This window comes from Kitasatospora sp. NPDC004240, from assembly GCF_053603215.1.
The window spans coordinates 1-4,350 of sequence record NZ_JBSGFD010000366.1 but is presented as its reverse complement, the minus strand read 5'-3'; the positions used below and the strand labels follow the sequence as shown (position 1 = coordinate 4,350).

Genomic DNA, 4,350 nt, shown 5'->3' with positions numbered 1-4,350 from the left:
ATGGTACTGCAGGGGGGACCCTGTGGGAGAGTAGGACGCCGCCGAACGATCATTCAGAGAAACCCCGCCCGGGGCACCCGGGCGGGGTTTCTCGCATTTCCGGAACCCGTACGCAGATTACGCGCGGGTCACACGAACAAACGATGGCCTCCCGGACCCGTGTGAGGTCCAGGAGGCCGGCGGTGATTCGTCGTGTCCTGCCCTAGCTGGGGGAGGCCGCGGCCCAGACGGGGCGGTTCTCCCAGCGGTCGGGGGTGTTGGTGATCCGGGCCGGGCCGCTGCCGTCGCCGTTCATCGTGTACAGCTCGGGCGTGCCGCCGGCGACGGCCTGGGCGAAGACGATCGACCGGCCGTCGGGCGAGTAGGCGGCGGGTCCGTAGTAGACGTCCGACGGGGCGGGGGTCAGCGCGCCGATGGCGGAGCCGTCGGGGTGGACGGTGTAGATGCCGCCGCCGGGAGCCTGGTCGGGGCCGGCGGGGAAGGTGGTGAACACGATCTGCGTACCGTCCGGCGACCAGTCGGCGCGGTCGCCGGCGCGGAGGTCCCAGGGGGTGAGCTGGCGCAGGCCGGTACCGTCGACGTTGACCACGTAGACGGCGCGGCCGTCGGCGGGCTGGCCGGTGGCGCTGGTGCGGTACTCGAAGGTGAGCTGCTTGCCGTCGGGGGACCAGCTGGGGTTGCCGACGTGGCCGGAGTACGGCTTGTCGTTGGTGAGGAAGGTGAGCCGCTGGGCGTTGGTGCCGTCCGGGCCCATGACGTAGAGGTCGGAGAACTGGGTCTGGCCGGAGGCCGGGTCTGCGGTTCCCCAGGCGCGGCTGAACGCGAGGAGCTTGCCGTCGGGCGAGAAGGCGGGGGTGCCCTCGCTCTCGTTGAGGCAGTCGGCGGCGCCGAGTTCGCAGAGCGGGCCGATCTGACGGGCGTTCTCGCCGTTGGCCCCGACGAGCCAGAGGCGGGTGGCGGTGCTCTCGCCGGTGGTCCGGTCGAAGGCGAGCGTGGTGCCGTCGGGGGACCAGTCGGGGTGGTCGTCGGTGGTCTGCTCGGGCGGCTGGGTGAGCTGTCGCTCGCCGGTGCCGTCCGCGGCGACCGCGAAGATGGCGCCGGTGCGGTGCTCGGTGTCGAGGAGGACCCGGCTGGCGATCAGCCCGTTGCGGGCGTTGACGACCTGCGCGGCGGCCGGAACCCCGGGGACCCCGGCGGCCGCGGCCCCCGGTCCGGACACGGTGACGGCGGCCTCGGGGGTGGGCGTCGCCGCCGGGGTGTCGGCCTGGGTGGCGCTGTACGGGATGTCCCCGGGTTGGGCGCCGCAGCCCGTGAGCAGAGAGCCGGCCATCAGGACGCCGGCCATGCCCAGCGCTCCCGTCACGGCTGTCGCTCCCGTACCCGCTCGGGCCGCCGTCGAGGGTTTCCACCGCTTGCCGGTCATCCGCTTCTCATCTCCGTATCCGACTCCGGTCCAGGACGAGGCCCCGGGGGAGCTGTCACTGTGTCAGATCGGAGGCACGGAAAGTGGGCGACACGCGACGTTGGGTGCTCGCGATGTCACTCGGAGTATGCCGTCGGCGCGTGCTGCGGGGGCGGCCGCGCCGACGGGCGCGGTGACGGCGGAGGGGCCCGGCCCTACCGGCGGGGGCCTACTGACCGGCCTTGACCAGCTCTACGGACCGGTCCTATCGGCCGGCTCTACCGGCCGGTCGTGCGGCGCTCGGCCTTGGCGGCGGCCTCGGCCTCGTCCTCGGCCTCGGCGACCTCCAGGGTCGGCGCGGTGCCGCCGAGGTGGGTGGGCAGCCACCAGGTGTCGTCCGGGCCGCCGGGCTTGCCGGGGTACTCGCGCTGGGCCTTGTCGAGCATCTCGCTCATGGCGGCGCGCAGTCGGCGGGTGACCATGACCGGCTTGTCGGTGGCGGTGAGCTCGATCGGTTCGCCGATCATGATGGTGACCGGCACGTGGCGCTTGGTGAGGGTCTTGGGACGGCCCTTGGTCCAGAGCTGCTGGGTGCCCCAGAGGATGACGGGCAGCAGCGGGGCGCCGGAGTCGGCGGCCATCCGGGCGGCGCCGGTCTTGAACTTCTTCAGCATGAACGAGCGGCTGATGGTCGCCTCGGGGAACACCCCGACCACCTCGCCGGCCTTCAGGGCGCGCACCGCGGCCTCGTACGCGGGCTGGCCGTCGGTGCGGTCGACCGGGATGTGCTTCATGCCGCGCATCAGGGGGCCGGAGACGCCGTGCTTGAAGACGTCGTCCTTGGCCATGAACCGGGTCTTGCGCTTGCCGCCGCGGTAGGCGCCGAGGCCGGCGAAGAGGAAGTCGAGGTAGCTGATGTGATTGCTCACCAGTACCGCTCCGCCCTTGGCGGGGATGTTCTCGGCGCCGACGATCTTGATCCGCACGTCGAGCGCGCGGAAGACGGTCAGCGCGGCGCCGATCACCGGCGGGTACACGAACTCTGCCACGGTCAGTCCTGACTTCCCACGGGCGTGCTGCCCGAGTCCGGCGGTACCCGCGCCGCACGTGGGGCCGACCGGAGGGCGCGGCACGCCGCGGCGGCCACGGGTGATACATGGAGATGATCCCCCGAACGAGTGCCCGCTGTCACCTGAGCGTGGCCGTCCCCCGGATTTTCCGGTGCGATGTGCGCGATGGGTCCGGTTTTCCGGGCATTTCGGCCTCCGGCTGCCGTCGGCAGACCCGTCGGTGGACGGTTGTCGGGCGGCTATCGGCTGGTTATCGGGCGACGACGTCGGCGCGGCCCTGGGTGCGGCGGATCAGCACGTACATCTCGCAGCCGAGGCAGTAGCCGAAGGCGGCGTTCAGGAACGCGGCGGCCAGGGCGAAGGCGGTGGCGAGCATGCCGAGCCAGGTGACCCCGGTGAGGTAGCCGAGGACGCCGACCGCGCCGAAGACCAGTCCGACGCCCTGGGCGAAGCGCGGCGGCCGGTCGTCCTCGGTCTCGTTCGGCGGGCCGATCCGGGGCCGGACCAGGGTGCGGTACAGCAGGCCGTACGGGGACTGGCGCACCCCGGCCAGCGCGCCGACCGCGAAGACGGCGGTCTGGGCGGTGAGCAGGAGGCCGCTGCCGGTGATCAGGACGGCGGCCAGGACGAGGGTGGTCAGGGCGGCGGCGAAGCGCGGGCCGCGCGGGTCGATCTGCATGGGGGCTCCGGGGTGGCTCGCGGTGACTGATCGATGGTTGATCGGTGGCCTGTTCTTCGGCCTGGGCGCGCGGGCGCAGGCGTCGGGCGACGAGCGGTGGTGGCGCGGCTATCTACAACGCGAGGTGGTGGCCCGGCACAGGTCGACCACGCGGCGGGCGGTCAGCAGCGGTCGTGCGGGGCGGTCGGAGTCCACGCGGCGATCGTACGCGGAGCGGCCCCGGCGGTCGACCTCCTTACCGGGGCCGCCGGGGGCGGGCGCACACTGGTGCGGTGACCGGGTTGGTGGTGTGCGGTGTGGTGCTCGTCGTGGCGAGCGCGTTCGGAGTACTGCGGGCCAGGCGTGACGGGAGGCTGCGGGTGCGCGGGAAGGACGGGGCGGTGCTGCTGTCGGCCGAGGAACTGGGGGTGACGCTGGGGGAGCGCGCGACGCTGGTGCAGTTCTCGACCGCCTTCTGCCAGCCCTGCCGGGCCACCCGCCGGCTGCTGGCCGAGGTGGCGGGGATGATCGACGGGGTCGCGCACGTGGAACTGGACGCGGAGGCGCGGCTGGACCTGGTGCGGCGTCTGGACGTCCTGCGCACGCCGACGGTGCTGGTGCTGGACGCGCGGGGGCGGGTGGTGCGGCGGGCCGCGGGCCTGCCACGCAAGGCGGACGTGATCGCGGCGCTGGGCGCGGCGGTCTGAGCGGCCGGGCGCCATGCGGTGGGTCGGTCGGCGGTTCGGGCTCGGTGGCGCGCGGTGGGGCGGTCCGGGCCCGGTGGCGCACGGCTCGGCGGTTCGGCGGCGAATCTCACAGGGCGCGCGGTGGCCGGTCGGCGGGTGTCGGGCGGTGGCTGGGGCAGGATGGGCGCAGACGGCTGTGCGGCCGTTCCGCGTGCCTGCCCGGACGGGTCGGCGCGAGCCCTCCGAGAGCTTCTCGCGAGTGCTCGGCGGAGCGTCCGACCGGGCCCGGAGGCGTAAGCTACTGGCCAGTAGTGACGGCTAAGCTACTGGCGAGTATGCTGCCAGGGAGTTCCGGACCGACACGGGAACACGCTGCCGGGAGGCGGGTGCGTGCCGTGTTCGCACCCGCTCGCACAGCCGCAGCCGCCGGACGAGACCAGTACAGGAGAACCGACCATGACCTTGAGGATCGTCGTCTGTGTGAAGTATGTGCCGGATGCGACGGGTGACCGTCGTTTCGCGGACGATCTCACC

General features: G+C 73.0%; 4 protein-coding genes. 1 reads left to right on the top strand and 3 read right to left on the bottom strand.

Annotated elements, in window-relative coordinates; all coding sequences use genetic code 11:
• Positions 1–202: 202 nt before the first annotated feature.
• The 3 genes from ACWEQL_RS41285 to ACWEQL_RS41275 form a co-directional block, all read right to left on the bottom strand.
• On the bottom strand, positions 203–1,363 hold the full coding sequence (locus ACWEQL_RS41285) for a TolB family protein (protein WP_452156596.1): 1,161 nt from the start codon (positions 1,361–1,363) through the stop codon (positions 203–205).
• Between the two features lie 317 nt (positions 1,364–1,680).
• The gene (locus tag ACWEQL_RS41280) at positions 1,681–2,451 is read right to left on the bottom strand and encodes a lysophospholipid acyltransferase family protein (RefSeq protein WP_452156594.1); all 771 of its coding nucleotides are present in this window, start codon (positions 2,449–2,451) and stop codon (positions 1,681–1,683) included.
• 271 nt (positions 2,452–2,722) lie between these two features.
• Positions 2,723–3,151 carry a DUF4395 domain-containing protein gene (locus tag ACWEQL_RS41275; protein WP_452156592.1) on the bottom strand — a complete coding sequence of 143 codons (429 nt, stop codon included), beginning with the start codon at positions 3,149–3,151 and terminating at the stop codon, positions 2,723–2,725.
• Positions 3,152–3,423: 272 nt separating this feature from the next.
• On the opposite strand from ACWEQL_RS41275, the gene ACWEQL_RS41270 reads away from it, so the two are divergent.
• The gene (locus ACWEQL_RS41270) at positions 3,424–3,837 is read left to right on the top strand and encodes a thioredoxin family protein (RefSeq protein WP_452156590.1); all 414 of its coding nucleotides are present in this window, start codon (positions 3,424–3,426) and stop codon (positions 3,835–3,837) included.
• The last annotated feature ends 513 nt before the right edge of the window (positions 3,838–4,350 follow it).

Coding starts and splice junctions, on each gene's coding strand:
- ACWEQL_RS41275 (WP_452156592.1), bottom strand. CDS start 3,151: ATGCAGATCGACCCGCGCGGCCCGCGCTTCGCCGCCGCCCTGACCACC.